This window comes from Streptomyces sp. RKAG290, from assembly GCF_023701695.1.
GTDB lineage: Bacteria > Actinomycetota > Actinomycetes > Streptomycetales > Streptomycetaceae > Streptomyces.
Window position 1 is genome coordinate 6,344,423 of record NZ_JAJOZC010000001.1, and the last position, 18,843, is coordinate 6,363,265.

Below are 18,843 nucleotides of genomic sequence, written 5' to 3' on the forward strand. Positions count from 1 at the left end.
CGCTCTCAGCCCTGTCCGGCGAGCAGCCGGTCGGCGATCTCCTCGATCCGCTCGCGCAGTCCTTCCTGGCTCTTGCCGCCGTCCAGCAGCTCGCCGCCGATCACATAGGTCGGCGTGCCGGTGACGCCGATCGCCTTGCCCTCGGCCTGGTCGGCGTCGACGATCAGCAGGTGCCGGCCGTCGATCAGGGCGGTGTCGAACTCCTCGGCGTCCAGGCCGAGTTCTCCGGCCACCTCGATCAGCAGCGGCTCGCCGGCACGTGCGAGGTCGGCGGTGCGGGCGAGCACCGCCTCGATGTACGGCCAGTCCTTGCCCTGCGCCGCGGCCTCCTCGGCCGCCTGCGCGGCGGCGTAGGCATGCTTGTGCTTCTCCAGCGGGAAGTGCCGCAGCCGCACCTCGATCCGGTCGCCGTACCGGGCCCGCAGGGCGTGCACGTCGGTGAGGGCGTGGTGGCAGTCCGGGCACTGCAGCTCGCACCAGATGTCGAGGACGACCGGCGCTGCGGGGGTGGAATCGCTCATGGGGCCAGTCTCCCAGGGCCTGCCCGGGTGCCCCCACCCGGCACCGGACCGGTGCCGGGTGGATCCTGCGCCCGCCCGCACGGCACCTGGGGAGGAGCCCGGCCCTGAAATGTCCCTGATGTGGGCTCGGGGCATGGCCGCCCGCCCGCGGACAGGTGCAGGATGGAAGGGACGTTTCCCCTGCGCCTGGAGGCACCGATGCTTGCCGAGACCATTTGTTCCGCGGCGTCCGCGGCGGGCCTGGGCATCGCCGCCGTCACCGCGTACCGGAAGCGTTTCCTCGCCGCGACCAGGATCGCCGCCTACTCCCTGGTCCCGATCGGCCTGGTGCTGACCGGCGTCGTCGAGTGGTTGTCGGACATCGTGTTCAAGCCGAGTGTCTGGCTTGGCTTTGGGCTGCTGGGTCTTGCCTGGCTGCTGTTCATGACCACACGCGCCGTCGAGCGCCGCGGCGGCGGTACCCGCAAGGAACGCAAGGCCGCCGCCCGCGCCGCGCAGAACGACGCCGTGGCGCCGGCGGCCGCGGCTCCCTCGCTGGGGGCGGGCGCCCCGGCGGAGCGGCCGCAACCGCGGGAGAAGTCGAAGAAGCAGGCTGCGGCGGGCGGTTCGGGTGACGACTTCAGCGACATCGAGGCCATCCTGAAGAAGCACGGCATCTGACGGCACGCCCGCGCTCCGCGCCCGCGCCCCCGTTCTGCGGACAGCGCGGGCGGCCCGACGGTGTGAATCGATTCACGCATGATCCTTGACGGTGTCCGGCGATGGGGCTAGCGTCCGAACGGATTGAATCAATTCACTCTCACACCCGTCCGTACGATGGGGTGATGCCGCTGGACCAGTGCGGCCAAGGGCACCAGTGGGGCAGGACAAGTGGCGCGTGTGGCAGGGATCAAGGATGTGGCCCGGCAGGCCGGCGTCTCCGTGGGCACGGTCTCCAACGTGATCAACCGGCCGGAGGCCGTACTTCCCGAGACCCGTGCGCGGGTGCTGGCCGCCATCCAGGAGCTCGGATACGTCCGCAGCGAGTCGGCGCGCCAGCTCAGGGCGGGCCGCAGCCGGATCATGGCTCTGCTCGTCCTGGACATGGGCAACCCCTTTTTCGTCGACGTGGCCCGCGGGGCCGAGCGGGCCGCCCGGCAGGCGGGTCTCGGCGTCATGGTCTGCAACAGCGGCCAGAGCCCCGCGGAGGAAGCCGAGTATCTGGGCCTCTTCGCGGAGCAGCGGGTGTGCGGCGTGCTGGTCACACCGGCCGACGCGACCGGCCGTAACCTCGAGTCCTTCCGCCGGCACCGGATTCCCTACGTCCTGGTGGACCGGGTCGCATCCGGCACGGGGACCTGCGCGGTCTCCGTCGACGACGTGCGGGGCGGCGCCCTGGCCGTCGGCCACCTGGTCTCCGCCGGGCACCGCTCGGTGGCCTATGTCAGCGGACCCGGCGACCTGCACCAGATCAGGGACCGCCGCGAGGGGCGCTGTCCGCCCTGGCCGAGGCGGGGCTGTCGCCCGACGCGCTCGTCGAGATCCCCTCCGAACGGCTCGACGTGGCGGCCGGACGTGACGCGGGGGCCCGGCTGCTCGGTCTCGTGCCTCGCCCCACGGCCGTTTTCTGCGCCAACGACCTGCTCGCCCTCGGCGTTCTGCAGGCCCTGTACGCGGCCGGGGTACGGGTGCCGCAGGACATCGCCATCGTGGGGTACGACGACATCGAATTCGCCGCCGCCGCTGCCGTGCCGCTCACCTCGGTCCGCCAGCCCGCGGTCGTGATGGGCCGGATGGCCGCCGAACTCCTGCTGGAGGAGGCGGTCGACGAGGACGGCCGCCACGAGCACCGCAGTGTGGTGCTCCAGCCGGAACTCGTCGTCCGCGCATCGAGCTCCACGCCCCGCTGAGGCCGGACCGCCCGCCGGCTTCCGTATCCCGCGTCCGCCTCCGAACCCCTGCCGTCCCTAGAACCTCTCCCGCTCCTCCTGTCGTTCCCTTCCGCATGCCCGAAACGGAGATGCCGTGTCCCTGTTCGACCTGCCCTGGATCAACTCCGCTCCTACCGGCCGGAGTCCGGTGAACCGGACGACTTCGACGCCTTCTGGCAGCGCACTCTGGAAGAGACGTCCGCGCACCCGCTGGACGCCGAATTCCTGCCTTACGACGCGGCGTTGACCCACGTGGATGTCCATGACGTGTCGTACGCAGGCTGGGGCGGCCACCGGATACGCGCCTGGCTGAACGTGCCCGCCGGCGCAGAGGGCCCCGTGCCGACCGTCGTGCACTACCTCGGCTACGGCGGCGGACGCGGACTGCCGCACGACCACCTGGTGTGGCCCGCCGCGGGATGGGCCACCCTGCTCGTGGACACCCGGGGCCAGGGAGCCGTCAACGCCCACTCGGCGGGCTCCACGCCCGACCCGCACGGCGGCGGCAATCCGCAGTCGCCCGGCTTCATGACCCGGGGCATCCTGGACCCCGACGAGTACTACTACCGGCGGGTGTTCACCGACGCGGTGCGCGCCGTGGAGGTGGCCCGCACCCACCCGGCCGTCGACCCGGACCGGATCGTCGTGCACGGCGGCAGCCAGGGTGGCGGCATCGCGCAGGCGGTGGCGGGGCTCAGCCCCCACGTCAAGGCCGCACTCATCGACGTACCCTTCCTGACGCACTTCCGCCGGGCCGTGGAGATCACCGACCGGGACCCGTACCAGGAGCTCGTCCGTTTCCTCTCCACCCAGCACGGCACGGCCGGCCAGGTGTTCCGGACCCTGTCGTACTTCGACGGCATCAGCTTCGCCGCCCGCGCGACGGTGCCGGCGCTCTACTCGGTGGCCCTGATGGACCCCATCTGCCCGCCGTCCACCGTCTTCGCCGCCTACAACCACTGGGCGGGCCCCAAGGAGATCGAGGTCTACCCCTGGAACGGCCACGAGGGCGGCGGCTCGGTCCACCGCGCCGTGCAGCTGCGTATGCTGCGCGACCTGAGCTGACCGGCAGGGCGTCCGCAACGCGGGGGCGCGCGGCGGCAGTTCCGAATGTGTGACGGGTGATCGGACGCCGGAGCGATTGTGGCCACCACGTCAAGGGTGAACTCCCCTCACGAAAAGGCATGTTGGCCACCAACAGGGTGCGGGCTGCGTCATGATCGTCCCGAGATGGTGGACACCTCCCGGGGCGATGCCCCCGCACCCCCTGCCGAAGAGCCGCGTGGCTGCCTCTTCGCGCTTTCCCAGCCCCCTCTGATGATCTTCCTCACGGTGATCGGCAGCCTGCTGCTGATGGCCGCGTTGCACGATCTCTTCGTGCTGTGAACGGTCAGCCGGCCGCTTCCCTGCGGCGCGCCCGGTACGCGGCGACGTGCAGTCGATTACCGCAGGTGCGGCTGGAGCAGTAGCGGCGGGAGCGGTTGCGGGAGAGGTCGACGAAGGCCTGCCGGCAGTCCGGGGCCTCGCAGCGCCGCAGCCGCTCCGTCTCGCCCGCCACGATGATGAACGCGAGGGCCATGCCGCAGTCGGCCGCCAGGTGGTCGGCGAGCGAGGCGTCCGGTGCGAAGTAGTGGACGTGCCAGTCGTAGCCGTCGTGATTGCTCAGCTGAGGAGTGGTGCCCGCGGCGGCCACCAGGGAGTTGACGAGTGCGGCGGCCTCCTGCGCGTCGGGCGCGGCGAAGACCGCGGCGAACCGTGCCCGCACGTCGTGCACGGCGCGCAGGTCCTTCTCGTCGAGCTCGTTCACCCCGCTCACGCGGTGGCGCCCGGCGAACGCGTGGAGTGCCGGGACGCCGTCGAGCCCGTCGGCCGGCGGCCCGCCCTCCGGCTGCGCACTCTCCGGTGCGGTGTTCACCAGATCGACCACCGTTTCGAGGGCGATCCGGGTGTCGTGGGGGATCAGCACGCTTTCGCTCCCTGCTCCGGCGGGCGGGCGCCCACCGATGCCGGCTGACTCTACTGGCTCGGCGGATGCCCCCCAGGGGCCCTGCGGGGCCCCAGGGCGAAAGCTGCCGACCGTGGGGCCGCGGGGCCGGATCCGCGGCCGTCAGGCAGGGCTGTGGGGCCCGGCGAGGGGCGTCCGGACGGGTGGCCGGGAGCGGGCGGACGCGGACCGGCGCCGTCGCCACGGTGGATTCCGTGGTGACGGCGCCGGTTTCTGCCGTATGAGGTTGTATGCGCGACGCCGTCTCCCCGAGTCGGACGGCGTCGTGCAGCTCTCGGCCTGGCTCAGCTCTCGGCCAGGATGTGTGAGAGCTCCGTATCGAGATCGAAGTGACGATGCTCGGTGCCCGGTGGAACCGCGGCGTCGGTCCTCTTCAGGAACGACTCCAGGGCCCTTGCCGGGGCCTCGAGCAGGGCTTCGCCCTCCGGGGAGCTCAGCGCGATACAGACGACGCCCTGGCCGTGACTACGGGATGGCCAGACGCGGACGTCTCCGGTGCCGGTGGGCCTGTGCAGCCCCTCGGCAAGGAGGTCACGGGCGAAAACCCACTCGACCGTCTCCTCCGCTCCGGTATGGAAGGTGGCGTGCACGGCATACGGATCGGCCGTGTCATACCGCAGGCCCGCGGGTACAGGCAGTGAGGACTCGCTCGACACAACGAGGCGCAGGTGCAGCTCGCAGCTGACCGTGGTGTTCATAAGCGCCAGGGCCTTTCGCTCAGTGTGCGCTCGGGGATTCGCACGTCGGCGAAATCGACATGCCACCTACGGTGGCGTTGTAAACCCCTCTGACCGTTTTGTGATCCTTCAGGTAGCTCGTACAGCGGTGTGTAACTTTGGGTTATGCCGCCATTCCAGTGATGAGGAGAGGTCCGGTAGGTTGATCCCCATGAATGCGGAGAGTGACGAGCGGGACGGGGTCGCCGCATCGGCGGACCCGGCCCCCGCGACGGGGGACGTGGCGGGAGAGGCGACGGGAGACGTCGCGCAGGGTGTGACGAAGGATGATCCGGAGCTCGGCTCCCGGGCACCCGATTTCATCAAGGCGTCCAGGACGCTGCACCTGAGCTGGCAGGTCGGTGTGTTCGTGATCGGCCTCGCCGTGGTGGTGGCGGGCGTGATCATGCTGCCGCTGCCCGGCCCCGGCTGGCTGGTGATCTTCGGCGGCATGGCGATCTGGGCGACCGAGTTCGTCTGGGCGCAGCTGGTGCTGCGCTGGACGCGGCGCAAGGTCACCGAGGCCGCGAAGCGGGCGCTCGATCCCAAGGTCAGGCGGCGCAACATCGCCCTCACCGTGATCGGGCTCGTGATCATCGCGGTGCTGGTGGGGATCTATGTGTGGAAGTTCGGGATCGTCATGCCGTGGAAGATCCACGAGTGACCTGGAGTCGGTCGGGAGGCGCCGCTGACATGGGGTAATGTTTGGCGTGCGCCCGGGCGATTAGCTCAGTGGGAGAGCGCTTCGTTCACACCGAAGAGGTCACTGGTTCGAAACCAGTATCGCCCACCCCGGACCGACGGCCCGGAAGCTTCTTGAAGCTTCCGGGCCGTCGGCGTTTCCGTGTGCGCCGTTCAAGCGCTTCGACTGATTTCCGTCCCAACTGTTGACGCCGTCCGTGCCGCTCCCTACCTTGACCCAGCAAGCGCTTTCTAAAACGATTCAACCAAGCGTAGGGGCGAACACTATGGCTCGGAACCAGGGCATGGACCGGCGGCAGATGCTGAAGCTCGCAGGCCTGTCGGCCGCCGGTCTCGGGCTGACCGCGGCGGGGTGCGGCTCGGGCGGCGGTTCGAACGGGCCGGTGACCATCCGGCATGCCTGGTGGGGTGCCGACGACCGGGCCAAGAAGGTCCAGGAGTGCGTCACGCTCTTCGAGAAGAAGCACCCGAAGATCAAGGTGAAGACGGACTTCCAGCAGTACGCGGACTTCTGGAAGAAGTTCAACACCCAGGCGGCCGGCGGCAACCCGCCCGATGTGATCCAGAACGCCGTCACCTTCCTGCGCAAGTACGAGGCCAAGCACGTCCTGCTCGACCTCAACCCGCAGGCGAAGAAGGGCAACCTCAAGCTTGAGGGCTTCCGCGCCGGTCTGGAGAAGTTCGCCGAGATCGACGGCAAGCTGCTGGGCGTACCGGTCGGCAGCAATTCGATGGCCCTGGTCATCGACGAGAAGGTCTTCGAGAAGGCCGGCGTCGACCACAGCCTCGGCTGGACCTGGGACGACTGGTACGCGGGACTGCGGAAGATCAAGTCGGGCGCGCACATAGCCGGCGACTCCGGACCGCACGGCATCATGTACCTCTACGACCTGATCCTCCGCCAGAACGGCAAGGCGTTCTTCACCGAGGAGGGCATGGGCTTCGGCGAGGCCGAGCTGCTGCCGTACTGGACGGAGTCGCTCGCACGGGTCAAGTCCGGTATCTACGCCGACCAGAAGAAGGTCGAGCAGATCAAGCCGGCCTCCGCGCTCGCCAAGGGCATCTCCGCCGGCGAGTTCACCTGGGACAACTTCTCCGTCCGTTACAGCGCCGAGGGCAAGAGCAGCTACGGTCTCGCGCCCATCCCGAGCACCGACGGCAAGAAGACCGGCCAGTACCTCGGCTCGCTGATGCTGAGCGGCACCGCCCGCACCAAGCACCCCGCCGAGGTCGCCACCTTCATCAGCTTCATGACCCACGACCCGGCGGTCGCCCGGATCATGGGCTACGACCGCGGAGTACCCGCCACCACCGCACAGTTCGAGGCCTTCCAGCCGACCGACGCCCCGAGCAAGGCGATCGGCGCGTACGAGACCGAGATCGCCGAGGCCGGAGTGCTGGAGCCCATCACCCCGCACCCGGCCGGCGCCGACGTCGTCGAGGCGACCTTCCTGCGCATCGCCGGTGACATGTCCCTGGGCAAGGCCTCGCCGGAGGACTCCGTGAAGCAGTTCTTCTCCGAGGCGAAGACCGCCCTCGACTCGAACTGAAAGGGTTCGCGGTGACTCACATCCAGACCCCCGCGAGCGGACCGGTCCTCGGGAGCGACCCCGCCGCCGTGCGGCGCAGCGGCCCGGAACCCACGTCACGCCCGGCCCCGCGACCGCGGGGCCACCGCGAGAATCTGACCGGCTACCTCTTCATGTCGCCCTGGATCGCGGGCTTCCTGTTCCTGATCGCCGGGCCCATGGTCTTCTCGCTGTACCTCGCGTTCACCGACTACAACCTGTTCGAGGCACCGCGCTGGGTCGGGCTGAAGAACTTCACCGACATGTTCGCCGACCCCCGCTGGCGCCAGTCGGTCAAGGTGACCTCCTGGTACGTGGTGATCGGCACCCCGGTCAAGCTGGCCGCCGCGCTCGCCGTGGCCATGCTGCTGTCCCAGAAGCGGTGGGGCCAGTCCTTCTACCGGGCGGCCTTCTACGCCCCGTCGCTGATCGGCGCGAGCGTCTCGGCGGCCATCGTCTGGCGCGCACTGTTCTCGGACGGCGCCGTCGTCGACCGCGGGCAGCAGCTGTTCGGCATCGACGCGGGCGGCTGGATCGGCGACCCGCAGATGATCATCTACGCGCTGGTGGGCCTCACGGTCTGGCAGTTCGGCGCCCCGATGGTCATCTTCCTGGCCGGGCTCAAGCAGGTCCCCCGGGAGCTGTACGAGGCGGCGAACGTGGACGGGGCAGGCGCCTGGCGCAAGTTCTGGAACATCACCCTGCCGATGATCTCGCCGGTGCTGTTCTTCAACGTCCTGCTGGAGACCATCCACTCCTTCCAGATCTTCGCCTCGGCCTACATCGTCAGCAACGGCAGCTGCGGCCCGGCCGACGCCACGCTCGTCTACACCTGTTACCTCTACGACCAGGGCTTCGCGAACAGCCGGATGGGCTTCGCCTCCGCCATGGCGTGGCTGCTGCTCGTCGCGGTGGGCCTGGTCACCGCCGTGCTGTTCTGGTCCCAGAAGCGCTGGGTGCACTACGAGGAGGGCGGCCGATGAGCCCGCTGGACGCTACCGCCGTACGACGCCGGATTCCCGGCTCCCTTGCCTGGCACCTGGTCGCGCTCGCCGTCCTCGTGGTGATCCTCTACCCGGTGGTGTGGACGATCGGTGCCTCGTTCAAGCCGAGCGAGGACATCGTCGGCGCGCTGAACCTCTTCCCGGCCGACCCGGTCACCTCCAACTACCGCCGGCTCGCCGACGGCATCGCCGACATCCCGATCTGGAAGTTCTTCCTGAACTCCGCCTACATATCGGTGGGTTCGGTCATCGGGGTGGTGCTCTCCTGCTCGCTCACGGCCTACGCCTTCACCAAGATCCGCTTCGCCGGACGCAGGACCATGTTCACCGTCATGATCGGGACGCTGCTGCTGCCGTACCACGTACTGATCATTCCGCAGTACGTGCTCTTCCAGAAGCTGGAGCTGATCAACACCTTCACTCCGCTGCTGATCGGCAAGTACCTGGCCACCGACGCGTTCTTCGTCTTCCTGATGGTCCAGTTCATGCGCGGACTGCCCAAGGAGCTCGACGAGGCGGCACGGCTCGACGGCTGCGGACACCTGCGGATCTACTGGTCGATCGTGCTGCCGCTGTGCCGGCCCGCGCTCATCACCAGCGCGATCTTCACCTTCATCCAGTCCTGGAACGACTTCATGGGCCCGCTGCTCTACCTCAACGAACCGGACAAGTACACGGTCTCGATGGGGCTGCGGATGTTCATCGACCAGGACGCCGTCGCCGACTACGGCGGCATGATCGCGATGTCGCTGGTGGCACTGCTGCCGGTGCTGGCCTTCTTCCTGGCCTTCCAGCGCTACCTCATCGACGGCATGGCCACCTCCGGCCTGAAGGGCTGAGCAGCCAGTGGCGAGCGAATCCGGCGCCGCGCCCAGGACCTCCTTCGTCCGGGAGCGGTTCAGCGTCTTCACCGAATGCCTGCTCACCGGCGTGTGGATCACCGTCGCCGCCCTGCCGCTGGTGACGTTCCCCGCGGCCTTCGCCGCGGGGGCCCGGCACCTGCGCCGCCATCTGGCCGGTGAGGCGGGCGGGGTGCGGGAGTTCGCCGCCGACGTGCGGGAGGCCTTCCGTACCGGATGGCGTGTCGCGCTGCTGTGGTGGGCGGCGCTCGCGCTGCTCGCCTTCGACTGGCAGGTGGCCCGGTCCGGTCTGCTGCCGGGCGGCCGTGCGCTGGTCGTGGTGAGCGTGCTCGGGCTGCCGGCCGTCGCCGTCTGGGGGCTGCGCACGGCCGCCGCCTGGCGTCCCGGCACGCCCTGGCCACGCACCGCCCGGGACGCCGGTCGCAGGACCCTGTCCGACCCGGCCGGGTCGCTGCTGCTCGTCGGCGGATTCGTCGCGCTGGCCCTCACCGCCTGGCAGGTGCCACCGCTGGCCGCACCCGCCCTGGGCTGTCTGGCCGCGGCGGCGGTCGCCGCGGACCGTCGCTGACCCGGCACCCGGACCCACCCACCGCGCCACCTCCGATCCCTGTCCGCACCACGCGTCAGCGTGCGATCTGTCATGCCCATTTTCGCAACGAACTGGAGTCGTGATGTCCCCGATCCCCCGCCGTACCGTCCTCAAGGCCGCCGCAGCCGCGGGCGCGGCCACCCCCTTCTCCTGGGCGCTGAGTGGCACCGTCCAGCAGGCCGCCGCCGACACCGGGAAGACCGCCGAGGGTCCCGTCGAGATCGGCTGGCTGGAGGAGGCCGGACTCGGCGCCGCGCCAGGCTCCACCTTCGGTGTCCCGTGGGCCCGGGGCCGCTTCCCCGCAGACCAGAAGTTCGCCCTGGCCACCGCCGACGGCAAGGACGTCCCCGTCCAGACCTGGGCCACCGCCAAATGGCCCGACGGCTCCCTGAAGTGGACCGCCCACGCGGTCGGACCCGAGGCCGGCGGAGCCAGGAAGTTCGCCCTGAGCGCCGGTGAACCGGCCGCCCCCGCGGCCAAGGTCACGGTCAGGAACAGCGGCGGCTCGATCACCGTCTCCACCGGAGTCATCACCGCGAGGCTCGGCAGGACCGGCTCCTCGCTGATCACCTCCCTCACCCGCGGCTCCACCGAGATCGCCAGGGACGGCCGCCTCGTCCTCATCCGCCAGGGCGAGATCGAGGACGGCGACCAGGGGCAGCAGAAGTACGAACGGTTCGAGAGCGCCATCAGCACGACCGAGGTCGAACAGAGCGGCCCCGTCCGGGCCGTCGTGCGCATCGACGGCAAGCACCGCCGCGGCAGCCGCTCCTGGCTGCCGTTCTCCGTCCGGCTCTACTTCTACGCGGGCGCCGAGTCGTTCCGCATGATGCACACCATCACCTTCGACGGCACCCAGGAACCCGGCAGGGCGAGCGGCGACTTCATCCGCGGCCTCGGCGTCCGCTTCACCGTCCCGATGCGCGACGAGACGTACGACCGGCACATCCGCATCGGCGGCGACGAGGGCGGCATGCTCCGCGAGGCCGTCAAGGGCATCACCGGCCTGCGCCGCGACCCCGGGGCCGCCGTCCAGGCCGCCCAGTTCGAAGGGACGAAGCTGCCCGACCCGGCCACCTGGGACCAGCGGGTCACCACCCGCCTCCCGCTCATCCCCACCTGGGGCGACTACACCCTCAGCCAGCTCTCGGCCGACGGCTTCTCGCTGCGCAAGCGCACCAAGAAAGGCCACGGCTGGATCGCCGCCGGCGGTGGCCGGCACGCCTCCGGCTTCGGCTACGTGGGCGGCGCGAGCGGCGGACTCTCCTTCGGGCTGCGCGACTTCTGGGAGAAGTTCCCCGCCCAGCTCGACATCCGCGGCGCCGACACGAAGGCGGCCGAGGTCACCCTCTGGCTCTGGTCGCCCGAGGCCGAGCCGATGGACCTGCGCTTCTACCACGACGGCATGGGCCAGGACACCTTCGCCGAACAGCTCGAAGGCCTCGAAATCACCTACGAGGACTACGAGCCCGGTTTCGGCACCCCGTACGGCATCGCCCGCACCAGCGAACTCGTCTTCTGGGCCAACGAGTCCACCCCCGGCGCCGAGGCACTCGCCCAGCAGACCCGCACGGTGCGCACCCTGCCGCAGCTCGCCGCACCGCCCTCCCAGCTGATCGGCGCGCACGTCTTCGGCGGGCTCTTCTCCCCGGTCGACCGCTCCACCCCCGCGAAGGCGAAGATCGAGGACCACCTGGACTTCCTGTTCACGTACTACAAGGACCAGGTCGAGATGCGCCGCTGGTACGGCTTCTGGGACTACGGCGACGTCATGCACTCGTACGACCCCGCCCGCCACCAGTGGCGCTACGACATCGGCGGCTACGCCTGGGACAACTCCGAGCTCTCGCCCGACCTCTGGCTCTGGTACGCCTACCTGCGCTCCGGGCGCGCCGACGTCTTCCGCTTCGCCGAGACCATGACCCGGCACACCGGCGAGGTGGACGTCTACCACCTCGGCGACTGGGCGGGCCTCGGCACCCGCCACGGCGTCCAGCACTACGCCGACAGCGCCAAACAGCAGCGCATCGCCAACACCACCTACCGGCGCTTCTACTACTTCCTCACCGCGGACGAGCGCGTCGGCGACCTGATGCGCGCCAACGTCGACTCCGACGAGACCTTCCTCGCCCTCGACCCGCTGCGCAAGATCCGGACGGAGCCCTACACCCCCGACCGGCACGCCCTGTCCGTCGGCTTCGGCACCGACTGGAGCGGACTCGTCTCCGCCTGGCTCACCGAGTGGGAGCGCGGCGGACCGCAGGCCGAGAAGGCCAAGGCCCGGGTGCTCGGCACGATGGAGACGATCGCCGCCCAGCCCAACGGATTCGTCCAGGGCAGCGGCCTCTACGACCTGGACACCGGGAAGTTCGCCGTCGCCGCCGAACCCGTCGTCAGCGTCTCCCACCTGTCCGGCGTCTTCGGGCTCAACGAACTGTGCGCCGAGCTCATCGGCCTGGTCGACATGCCGGAGTTCAAGGAGGCGTACCTCGACTACTGCCGCTTCTTCAACGCCACCAAGGCAGAGCAGAAGGCCCGCTACGGCGCCGACTTCGGCAGCCTCCTCCTCTTCCAGGGCCATTCCCGGATGGACGCCTACGCCGCGGTGCAGACAGGGGATGCGAAGCTCGCCGCCCGTGCCTGGGAGAAGTTCTACAACAGCGACGGATACAAGGAGTCCGCGCCCTGGAAGACCGAGAAGGTGAGCGGCCCGGTCACCACAGTCCCGGGCAGCGAGGCCAACTGGGTCTACACCAACGACACCGCGCTGTACGGCCTGGCCGCCATCGAGAACCTCGCCCTCGTCGGCGACCGGATGCCGGCCTGAGGCCCGTGCGGGCGCCCCGGGCCGGCGGCCGTGCGGCGGCAGGTCACCGCATCCGGCCCAGGGCGTCCCGCAGCCGCCGCGCGTCGCGCAGCCGCTTCTCGTACGTCGCCCCGACCGCCAGCAGCAGCATCCCGGCCAGTGCGGGGGCCACCCAGCGCGGCAGCGTACCGACCACCTGGACCACGTACGGCGCGAGCTCGTGCAACGCGTCCAGTGCCAGCGCCGCACCGCCCAGCATCAGCAGGGCCTGCAGCCGCAACCGCGCGCCCAGCAGCGTGATCACCAGTGCCGCCGCACCGAGCAGCAGCGGCCGCGGCCAGTGCGGGTCGGCCCAGGCCGCGACGAGCGAGGGAAGCAGGGTCGCCGCCAGGCCCGCCCCGTACGCGGTCCACGACGAGGCCACCGGATCGCGGCGCCGGCGCAGCACACCGATCACCAGTGCCGGCACGGTCACCGGCAGGGTGTACGCCTCCGGGGACGACACCCCGGACGCCGACAGCCGGACCCAGGCCGCCAGCACGAACAGCGCCGTCGCCAGGTATCCGGCCACCGGCCGCCGCTCCGGGCGCAGTGCGGTCCCCGCGGCCAGCACCGCGCACAGGGCCAGCACCAGTGCCAGGAACGGCATGTCGCCCACCGCCATGGCCACGGCCGGCAGGGCCGCCGCACCGCCGGTCACCTCTACCGGCAGGGCCACCGCACGCCCCTTCAGCCGGGCACCCAGCACCACCGTCACCGCGGGGACGGCCAGCATCAGCGGAGCCGCCCGGTGCGCGGCCAGCCCCAGCGACGCACCGAACGCACCGGTCAGCACCACGGCGCAGACCACGGCCGCGCACGCCAGCACCGCCTGCAGGGCCGCCGGCACCCGCTCCGTCCGCGGTGCCGCGAGCGCGGAAGCGTCCAGCGCCGCCGCAGCCGCCACGCACACCACCAGCAGCGCCCCGAACACCGCGTACGTGGCCGCCTCCGTGCTCAGGGACAGCAGTGCCACGCCCACCGCGCCCACCGCCCCACACACCGACGCCGTCAGCGCCGTCCCCGTCATCCCGCGGCGCAGGGCGCAGACCGCCACCGCGAACGCGCCCGCGACCAGCACCGACTGCAACAGGACGGCCACCGCGTACGAGACATCCAGCGCGGCAGGCAGCACCGCGAGCCCCGCCCAGCCCAGCACCGCGGCGAGCGCCCCGACAGCACCCCGCGCCGCGCGGCCGGGAGTGAGCACGGAGCCGGCCCGGCGCAGCACGCTCTCCCACGACCGGTAAGCCACGGCGAGCGCCCCGGCCACGACGAGCAGCACGGCCGGTGCCGACGCCATCTGCGACCACGGCAGCCCCGTCGCACCCAGCGCTCCCCGGGCACCGTCCCGCGGCGTGCCCGCCCACACCCGGCCCAGCTGCGACACCGGACCCACGAGCGACACCGCGACCGGCGGAAGGGAGAACAGCACCGAACCAGCCGTCACCACGCCCGACGCCCACACCACGCCCCGCCCGGCCGGACGCCCCAGCGGAGCCCGTACGCCCGCCAACAGCGCCCCGCCGCACAGCAGATACACCGGCACCACCCAGCCGTCGGGCACCCCCGCGACCACCACAGCGGAGACCGCGGCCACGACCGCCAGGCCGGCCACCAGACCACCGGCCGTCGCCGGCCCCGCCGGCGCCCGCCGGGCACCCGACAACGCGAGCGCGGCGCCCGCCAGCAGCAGCGCGCCCGGGGCCAGCGCGCCCGTCGGCGTGCCGGCCGACAGCGATTGCGCCAGCGACACCATCAGTCCCGCGCCACCGCTCGCGACGAGCCCGGCGCAGGCCGTGATCCGTACCGCAACTCCCCTGCCCCACAACGCGATCGCACAGTCCAGCGCGGCCGTCACCAGCAGCGCGCCGGCGAACACCAGGGCATCCGCCCGCTCGGCCCACGCCCACAGCAGCAGCGGCAGCTGTGCGCTGAGCACCGCCGTCGGCAGCGGCAGCCGCAGCCCGCCGAGCAGCAGACCGTAGGCCGCCCAGAGCACGGCCAGCACCGTCGAAGCGGTTGCCGCGAACCCGAGCCCGCCCGTCTGCGGGACCGCCACCCGGTGCAGTGCGTAGGCGTCCAGCACCATCAGCACCGACGCGAGCGCCGCGAGCGACTCAGCCGTCGAGGACAGGCCCCGCCGCAGCAGCACCCCGGGCGCCGCCAGCGTCGCGACCGTGAGGGTGGCCAGGACGGCCGAGCGGCCACCGATCCCCATCTGGCCCCAGCTGACCAGGGTGAACGCGAGCGCGGCAACCGTCAGCAGCAGTCCGCCGAGGGTGAGCAGCACGTTCTGTGCACCGCGGGTACGGACCGGGGGAGTGGGCGCCGCGAAGGGCGCCGAGGGGCGGCCCTGCGGCGGGGACCAGGTTCCGGGCGTGGGCGGCTGCAGCACTCCGGGCTGCTGCAGGACGCTCACCAGCCAGGCGCGACGGGTCAGCAGCTGGGTCCGGCGCAGATCCAGACCGGCGAGCTCACGATCGAGGAGCGCCAATTCCTCGGCGGGCGGCGGCAGATGTTCCATGGAGCGAGTGTGGCGGCGGTCACGCATGCGGACATGCGCACGGATACTCAGATCCCCGGCTGAGTATGCGCATCCTGGACGCATGGACTGGAGTCACTACCGATTCGTGAGCATCTGGGACCTCTCGGCCCCGCCCGCCGCCGTGTACGAGCTACTGGAACGCGTGGAGCACTACCCGCAGTGGTGGCCGCAGTTCCGCGAGGTCACCCCCGTCGACGACGCCTCCGGGATCACCCGGATCCGCTCCCTGCTCCCGTACGACCTGGTCATGACGGTCCGCGCACGCCACCGCGATCCGGGCAGCGGGATCCTCGAGGTCACCCTCACCGGTCACCTGGAGGGCTGGGCCCGCTGGACCGTCACCCCGCACGGGGCCGGGAGCCGTGCCACGTACGAGCAGGAGGTGGACGTGCGCAGGAGGCTGATGCGGGTGCTCGCGGTGCCGGGACGCGCCGTGTTCCGGGCTAACCACGCCCTGATGATGCGGGCCGGGCGCCGGGGGCTCGCGGCTCGGCTGGAAGCGGTTTGAACCACACCCGCCGAGCCCTGTATGGTTCAACCCGTTCCCGGGCGATTAGCTCAGTGGGAGAGCGCTTCGTTCACACCGAAGAGGTCACTGGTTCGAACCCAGTATCGCCCACCCCGGGAGAGGCCGGTCCGTCAGCAGCACCGACGGACCGGCTTCTGCGTGTCCGGGGCCGTCTCCCGCGGCAGCCCCGGTCGCGCCCGCTCACGCCGCGGCGCGCAGCTCCGGGCGCAGCGGCCACGCCGGGTCCACCGTCTCCGGTGTGCCGCTCTTGGTGAACCAGGCCTGCAGCCCGCGGGCCTGGGCGGCGTGCCAGACCGCCTGCAGCGTGTGCAGCTCCGCCGGGGTCAGCCGTTCCAGCCGGTTGGCGAACCGCCGCCCCACCGCCCTGACCAGCTCCAGCGAGGCGGCGGCGTCGGCGGCCGCGTCATGTGCCCCGTCCAGCACCACCCCGTACAGCTCGCACAGATCCGTGAGCGTGCGCCGGCCCTTGCGGTAGCGGTCCAGGTGCTTGTCGAGCACCCGCGGATCCAGCACGCGCAGCGGCGCGCTCTCCAGGTAGCCGGCCAGCGACGACGCCCGGTGCCGCTTCAGCTCCCGGTCGAGCAGCGTCAGATCGAACGGTGCGTTCATCACCACCAGCGGCCGGCCGGCCGCACTCTGCTCGGCCAGTGCCCGGGCTATCTCCTCCACCACCGGCGCCGGCCACCGCCCGTTGCGCTGGAGGTGGTCGTCGGTCAGACCGTGGATCTCGGTGGCCCCCAAGGGCACCGGCACCCCCGGATTCACCAGCCAGCGGGTGACGCGCATCCGCCCGCCCGCACTGTCCTGGACGACGAGGGCGGCCGAAACGATCCGGTCCTCCTCGACGTCAACGCCTGTCGTCTCGGTGTCGAATGCGGCCAGCGGCCCTTCGTACCAATGAGTCATCCCCGAACTCCTCGCGCCCGAGCGGCAGATGGTGTGATTTCTCTGCCCGGTTCGGTAATACCCGCACCCTTTGCCTGATACGCCGTTTGCGGGCGGCTCTCTGCGGTGACAACACAGGTGACGGGGAAGGAAGTTGCTACCGCCTCCGCGTCGACAACCCATCGGCACAGCCCGGAAGGCACACGGAGCCATGGCGCTCGCGCAGCCCGACCCGAGTGGGCTGCTGCCCCAGCGGATCGCACCGCTGCGCGGCGCACTCGCCACCACCGCCTGCATGGAGACCCTCCAGGTGGGCTACCTGCACGCGGTCGCGGCCGCGGCGGGGTGTTCCCTGTCGCAGCCCTTCCCCGACAACGGCATCGACTGGCATGTCAGCCACGGCGCCCCGGGCCACGTCGTCGACGACGAGGTGACCATCAAGGTCCAGCTGAAATGCACCTACCAGATACCGGCCCGCCCACCCGGCGCGACGTTCGCCTTCACGCTCGACAACGCACACCTCGTGAAGCTCGCCCGGACGCCCGTGTCGGTGCACAAGATCCTGGTCGTGATGCTCGTGCCCCGCAGCCAGGACGACTGGCTGCGCGCCGGACACGACCGCCTCGACCTGCGGCACTGCTGTTACTGGACCAATCTGGCCGGCCACGCGGTGACCGGCCGGCACCGGACCACCGTGCGGATCCCGACCTCGCGCATCTTCGACGACCGAGCGCTCTGCGAGATCATGACCCGTGTCGGGGCGGGAGGGAGACCCTGATGCACCGGCCGATGGACGAGTCCGTCAACGAAGCGATCCCGTCAGTCGTACGACCCCACCCCACCGAACCCGCCGGGCCCTGGCCCGCCGGCTCGCCGTCGGGCGGCAGCCTTCCCGACCCGGCCCGGGTCGATCCCGCGGTGCTCGCCGCCCTGCTCGCACGGCACGGCTGGCGGCGGCGCGGCGGGGCCGCCGGACGCTACAGCCGCTGGACCCCGCCAGGACCGCCCGGTGGCCCCACCAGCCTGCTCGTCCCCGACACCCGTGCCTTTCCCGACAGCGAGGACCTGCTGGGGGAGGCCCTGACCGCACTGGCCCGCAGCGCGGCCCCCTCCGCCCGCGACATCCTGGTCTCCCTCGCCGTCCCCAGCGATGAGATCCGCTGGTGGCGCGAGGCCCCCGAACCGGCTGCCGGGACCGCCGGCGCGGCCAGCTGGACCGGAGCGGAACAGCTGCACGGCGCGGCCCGCCAGATGCTGCTCGCCGGCGCCCTGGCCGTCCGCGGCCGGGCCGGGTACCACGGCGCGCGCCACCGCCGGCGGGCCCTCGCGGCGCTCGGCTCCGTCCTCGTCGGACCCGCACCGGGCGGCCGCGACCTCACCGCGTTCGTCCCCGTCGAGGCCGGCCGCCCCGTCGCGGTACGGCTCCACCACGCCCTGCACGCGACCCGGGAGGCCGTCGACTACCAGCGGGCCACCGGCCGGATGGATGCCTTCGACAGCGCCGTCGAGGCCGGTGTCAGCCGCGAACTGACGGAGGCCGTCGTCGCCCTCGTCCGCGGTTCGGAGGGCGCCGGGATCGCACTGGAGTGGGCGCCCGCCGCGGGCACCCCCGACGGCTGCCCGGCCCGCCCCGAACCGGTCGAGTTCTCCCCGGGCGACCTGCCCGCACTGCGCGGCGCGGGCGCCCGCTACCTCCGGGACGAACCCGCGGTGACGGTACGGATCACCGGCGCCGTCGTACGCATGCGGCGCTCGGGACCGCGCGGAGCCGGCATCGTGCGGCTGCGGGTGCTGGCCGGCGCCGAGGTCCCGCACGTACGGATGGAGCTCGACGAGGAGGCGTACCGGATCGCGGGCCACGCCCACCTGGTGGGGCTGCCGGTGCGGGTGGAGGGCAGGCTGGAGAGCCGGGGCGGTTTCCGGCGCCTGAGCAGTGCCTCGCAGGTGGTCCCGGTACAGGTCGACGAGGCGGAGCGGGACCGGCTGATGAAGTCGCTCCAGGAGAACGTCGACTATTTCGAGGAGGCCTGCACCGGCGAATAGCGGGGGCGGAAGCCGCCGGGACCCCGCCTCCTCTCGCGGGCCTTCCCCGGCCCTTTCGCTAAGGGGCCGTCGGCTCGGTACGATTCCTCTTGCGTGCGCAGGAGGAATGCGCCGCGCC

General features: G+C 71.4%; 17 protein-coding genes, 2 tRNA genes and 1 pseudogene. 15 read left to right on the top strand and 5 right to left on the bottom strand.

Annotated features, from left to right (window positions below):
• Nucleotides 1–5: 5 nt before the first annotated feature.
• On the bottom strand, nt 6–521 hold the full coding sequence (locus LNW71_RS28105) for a DsbA family protein (protein ID WP_250970760.1): 516 nt from the start codon (nt 519–521) through the stop codon (nt 6–8).
• A gap of 198 nt (nt 522–719) precedes the next feature.
• Here LNW71_RS28105 and LNW71_RS28110 point away from each other — a divergent pair, with 198 nt between their 5' ends.
• From LNW71_RS28110 to LNW71_RS28125, 4 genes and pseudogenes are all read left to right on the top strand, one after another.
• Complete coding sequence (locus tag LNW71_RS28110) at nt 720–1,181, top strand: hypothetical protein (RefSeq protein ID WP_250970761.1); 462 nt, start codon at nt 720–722, stop codon at nt 1,179–1,181.
• A gap of 210 nt (nt 1,182–1,391) precedes the next feature.
• Nucleotides 1,392–2,410: pseudogene (locus LNW71_RS28115) on the top strand (LacI family DNA-binding transcriptional regulator).
• Nucleotides 2,411–2,545: 135 nt separating this feature from the next.
• Nucleotides 2,546–3,496, top strand: coding sequence for an acetylxylan esterase (locus LNW71_RS28120; protein WP_285803080.1), 951 nt, complete (start codon nt 2,546–2,548; stop codon nt 3,494–3,496).
• 165 nt (nt 3,497–3,661) lie between these two features.
• Complete coding sequence (locus LNW71_RS28125; protein WP_250970762.1) at nt 3,662–3,817, top strand: hypothetical protein; 156 nt, start codon at nt 3,662–3,664, stop codon at nt 3,815–3,817.
• Nucleotides 3,818–3,821: 4 nt separating this feature from the next.
• Here LNW71_RS28125 and LNW71_RS28130 read toward each other — a convergent pair whose 3' ends face one another.
• Nucleotides 3,822–4,397 carry a CGNR zinc finger domain-containing protein gene (locus LNW71_RS28130; RefSeq protein WP_250970763.1) on the bottom strand — a complete coding sequence of 192 codons (576 nt, stop codon included), beginning with the start codon at nt 4,395–4,397 and terminating at the stop codon, nt 3,822–3,824.
• 323 nt (nt 4,398–4,720) lie between these two features.
• Nucleotides 4,721–5,134: an SsgA family sporulation/cell division regulator gene (locus tag LNW71_RS28135; RefSeq protein ID WP_003959770.1), complete on the bottom strand. Its 414-nt coding sequence runs from the start codon at nt 5,132–5,134 to the stop codon at nt 4,721–4,723.
• 190 nt (nt 5,135–5,324) lie between these two features.
• Between LNW71_RS28135 and LNW71_RS28140 the strand changes: the two genes are divergently transcribed.
• From LNW71_RS28140 to LNW71_RS28170, 7 genes are all read left to right on the top strand, one after another.
• Nucleotides 5,325–5,816, top strand: coding sequence for a TIGR02611 family protein (locus LNW71_RS28140; RefSeq protein WP_250970764.1), 492 nt, complete (start codon nt 5,325–5,327; stop codon nt 5,814–5,816).
• Nucleotides 5,817–5,870: 54 nt separating this feature from the next.
• A tRNA-Val gene (locus LNW71_RS28145) sits at nt 5,871–5,942 on the top strand.
• Nucleotides 5,943–6,120: 178 nt separating this feature from the next.
• On the top strand, nt 6,121–7,404 hold the full coding sequence (locus tag LNW71_RS28150; RefSeq protein WP_250970765.1) for an extracellular solute-binding protein: 1,284 nt from the start codon (nt 6,121–6,123) through the stop codon (nt 7,402–7,404).
• Nucleotides 7,405–7,415: 11 nt separating this feature from the next.
• Nucleotides 7,416–8,405 carry a carbohydrate ABC transporter permease gene (locus LNW71_RS28155; RefSeq protein WP_374119461.1) on the top strand — a complete coding sequence of 330 codons (990 nt, stop codon included), beginning with the start codon at nt 7,416–7,418 and terminating at the stop codon, nt 8,403–8,405.
• Nucleotides 8,402–9,265, top strand: a complete 864-nt coding sequence (locus LNW71_RS28160; protein WP_250970766.1) for a carbohydrate ABC transporter permease — start codon at nt 8,402–8,404, stop codon at nt 9,263–9,265. The genes LNW71_RS28155 and LNW71_RS28160 overlap by 4 nt, the downstream gene beginning before the upstream one ends.
• Before the next feature lie 7 nt (nt 9,266–9,272).
• Nucleotides 9,273–9,854 (top strand): hypothetical protein, encoded by a 582-nt coding sequence (locus tag LNW71_RS28165; protein ID WP_250970767.1) that lies wholly within the window; start codon nt 9,273–9,275, stop codon nt 9,852–9,854.
• Between the two features lie 103 nt (nt 9,855–9,957).
• Nucleotides 9,958–12,702: a Tat pathway signal sequence domain protein gene (locus tag LNW71_RS28170; RefSeq protein ID WP_250970768.1), complete on the top strand. Its 2,745-nt coding sequence runs from the start codon at nt 9,958–9,960 to the stop codon at nt 12,700–12,702.
• Nucleotides 12,703–12,745: 43 nt separating this feature from the next.
• On the opposite strand, the gene LNW71_RS28175 is transcribed toward LNW71_RS28170, so the two are convergent.
• Nucleotides 12,746–15,247 (bottom strand): SCO7613 C-terminal domain-containing membrane protein, encoded by a 2,502-nt coding sequence (locus LNW71_RS28175; protein ID WP_250970769.1) that lies wholly within the window; start codon nt 15,245–15,247, stop codon nt 12,746–12,748.
• A gap of 82 nt (nt 15,248–15,329) precedes the next feature.
• On the opposite strand from LNW71_RS28175, the gene LNW71_RS28180 reads away from it, so the two are divergent.
• Both LNW71_RS28180 and LNW71_RS28185 read left to right on the top strand, forming a co-directional pair.
• Nucleotides 15,330–15,776: an SRPBCC family protein gene (locus LNW71_RS28180; RefSeq protein ID WP_250970770.1), complete on the top strand. Its 447-nt coding sequence runs from the start codon at nt 15,330–15,332 to the stop codon at nt 15,774–15,776.
• Between the two features lie 39 nt (nt 15,777–15,815).
• Nucleotides 15,816–15,887 (top strand) — tRNA-Val (locus LNW71_RS28185).
• 90 nt (nt 15,888–15,977) lie between these two features.
• Here the strand turns inward: LNW71_RS28185 and LNW71_RS28190 are convergent.
• Complete coding sequence (locus LNW71_RS28190) at nt 15,978–16,703, bottom strand: 3'-5' exonuclease (protein ID WP_250970771.1); 726 nt, start codon at nt 16,701–16,703, stop codon at nt 15,978–15,980.
• 190 nt (nt 16,704–16,893) lie between these two features.
• Between LNW71_RS28190 and LNW71_RS28195 the strand changes: the two genes are divergently transcribed.
• Nucleotides 16,894–17,460, top strand: a complete 567-nt coding sequence (locus LNW71_RS28195; protein WP_250970772.1) for a DUF4365 domain-containing protein — start codon at nt 16,894–16,896, stop codon at nt 17,458–17,460.
• On the top strand, nt 17,460–18,725 hold the full coding sequence (locus LNW71_RS28200) for a hypothetical protein (RefSeq protein WP_250970773.1): 1,266 nt from the start codon (nt 17,460–17,462) through the stop codon (nt 18,723–18,725). The genes LNW71_RS28195 and LNW71_RS28200 overlap by 1 nt, the downstream gene beginning before the upstream one ends.
• Nucleotides 18,726–18,843: the final 118 nt, after the last annotated feature.

Excerpts from the sequence above, each read along its gene's own strand:
- LNW71_RS28140 (WP_250970764.1), top strand. The coding sequence starts at position 5,325 with ATGAATGCGGAGAGTGACGAGCGGGACGGGGTCGCCGCATCGGCGGAC.
- LNW71_RS28135 (WP_003959770.1), bottom strand. The coding sequence starts at position 5,134 with ATGAACACCACGGTCAGCTGCGAGCTGCACCTGCGCCTCGTTGTGTCG.
- LNW71_RS28125 (WP_250970762.1), top strand. The coding sequence starts at position 3,662 with ATGGTGGACACCTCCCGGGGCGATGCCCCCGCACCCCCTGCCGAAGAG.
- LNW71_RS28195 (WP_250970772.1), top strand. The coding sequence starts at position 16,894 with ATGGCGCTCGCGCAGCCCGACCCGAGTGGGCTGCTGCCCCAGCGGATC.
- LNW71_RS28150 (WP_250970765.1), top strand. The coding sequence starts at position 6,121 with ATGGCTCGGAACCAGGGCATGGACCGGCGGCAGATGCTGAAGCTCGCA.
- LNW71_RS28160 (WP_250970766.1), top strand. The coding sequence starts at position 8,402 with ATGAGCCCGCTGGACGCTACCGCCGTACGACGCCGGATTCCCGGCTCC.
- LNW71_RS28105 (WP_250970760.1), bottom strand. The coding sequence starts at position 521 with ATGAGCGATTCCACCCCCGCAGCGCCGGTCGTCCTCGACATCTGGTGC.
- LNW71_RS28110 (WP_250970761.1), top strand. The coding sequence starts at position 720 with ATGCTTGCCGAGACCATTTGTTCCGCGGCGTCCGCGGCGGGCCTGGGC.
- LNW71_RS28170 (WP_250970768.1), top strand. The coding sequence starts at position 9,958 with ATGTCCCCGATCCCCCGCCGTACCGTCCTCAAGGCCGCCGCAGCCGCG.
- LNW71_RS28200 (WP_250970773.1), top strand. The coding sequence starts at position 17,460 with ATGCACCGGCCGATGGACGAGTCCGTCAACGAAGCGATCCCGTCAGTC.
- LNW71_RS28190 (WP_250970771.1), bottom strand. The coding sequence starts at position 16,703 with ATGACTCATTGGTACGAAGGGCCGCTGGCCGCATTCGACACCGAGACG.
- LNW71_RS28175 (WP_250970769.1), bottom strand. The coding sequence starts at position 15,247 with ATGGAACATCTGCCGCCGCCCGCCGAGGAATTGGCGCTCCTCGATCGT.
- LNW71_RS28180 (WP_250970770.1), top strand. The coding sequence starts at position 15,330 with ATGGACTGGAGTCACTACCGATTCGTGAGCATCTGGGACCTCTCGGCC.